Raw genomic sequence first — 1,333 nt, forward strand, 5'->3', positions numbered from 1 at the left:
TATTTAGAATTAAAAAAGCAAAGATTCTTTTGTCATGGATGTCGTCATTCATTTGTATTAAAAAATTCTTTTGTCAAACAATATTATAACTTCTGTAATAACTTAATACTTCATTTTCTTTATCAAAGCAGAGAAAATAGTTCATGTAAAAGTGTTGAGTTAGATAACAATGTTAGTGCTATATCAGTGATAGGTTATATTAATAAAATAGCTGGAAGTGTAAAACTAAGACCATTTAATAAACTACCTCAACATATCATGATAGATGAATTTAAAAGTGTAAAAAATATCGTAGGCAAAATGAACTTTATATATTGTGATGGTGATACATACAGAATTATAGGTATTCTTCCTGATCAGAGACAAAAGCTTTGTTTGATTACTTTATGATATTTGAAAAAACTGCGCGAGAAAACGTTAAATATGTAACGATGGATATATAGTCCTTAATTTTTTTATTCAAGAAGTTATTTCCAAACGAAGAAATTATTCTGGATTGTTTTCATCTCATTCAATCCTTGAACCGTGAATTAAACAAACTAATAAGTATATTTCGACTCAATTTTTATACATCAATCGAATTTGACAAAGAGCGATTATTATTTTGCTTCCTTTTAACAGAATCTCTTACTTTTTTAGGTACAGAATATTCTTCTGTAGAACAAATAAACTTTTGTTTTTGGTTTGTATAGTTATTCTTAATTCACTATGTTTTATCTTAAGATGTTTAATAAACTTATTTTTACACAGCATTAAGAGATTTATGGTTATACACTTAAGCATACAATCTCGTCTAATATAAATGTCTTATAAAGCTAAAATAAACGTTTAGGAACTTTAAACAAGCATATACGAAATTTCAAACTATAATTCCAAAGGATCTTATATAATTTAGATAGTAACAGTGAAAGAATATGAGACTAATAACAGTTATTGATAATATGACTGATTTATCATGAAACTCATTATTACTTTAGCTTAACTTAAAATTGAATGATTAATATGTAAGGAGGGAATATTTATGGCAGGTGTTGTAGATGCTATTGGTCAAGCAATTCAGTCAGGTCTAAACCAAGATTGGGTAACTATGGGTACTAATATTGCTAAAGCATTAGCTCAAGGTATTGATGTTATTTCTGGTTTCTTTGGTTAATATTAAGAATTAAGGTAGCTTCAACAATTAAATTATTGGAGCTGCCTCGATTTTTTTGCTCTATATTATTTAGTACTGGTGATAATCACTAGTACTATTTTTGATACAAAAAAGCGTAATTATCTCTATAATTAGAAGTATTCTACCACCAATAATTAAGGAGATAATGCGCCTATGTCT

At 27.1% G+C, this 1,333-nt stretch carries 1 protein-coding gene and 1 pseudogene; both read left to right on the forward strand.

What is annotated here, in order from left to right:
- Positions 1–390, forward strand: a pseudogene (locus HMPREF2937_RS13885) (ISL3 family transposase); the annotation flags it as partial.
- Positions 391–1,021: 631 nt separating this feature from the next.
- Positions 1,022–1,153, forward strand: a complete 132-nt coding sequence (locus tag HMPREF2937_RS08170) for a beta-class phenol-soluble modulin (protein WP_070625903.1) — start codon at positions 1,022–1,024, stop codon at positions 1,151–1,153.
- The last annotated feature ends 180 nt before the right edge of the window (positions 1,154–1,333 follow it).

The organism is Staphylococcus sp. HMSC061G12, from assembly GCF_001838465.1.
GTDB lineage: Bacteria > Bacillota > Bacilli > Staphylococcales > Staphylococcaceae > Staphylococcus > Staphylococcus simulans.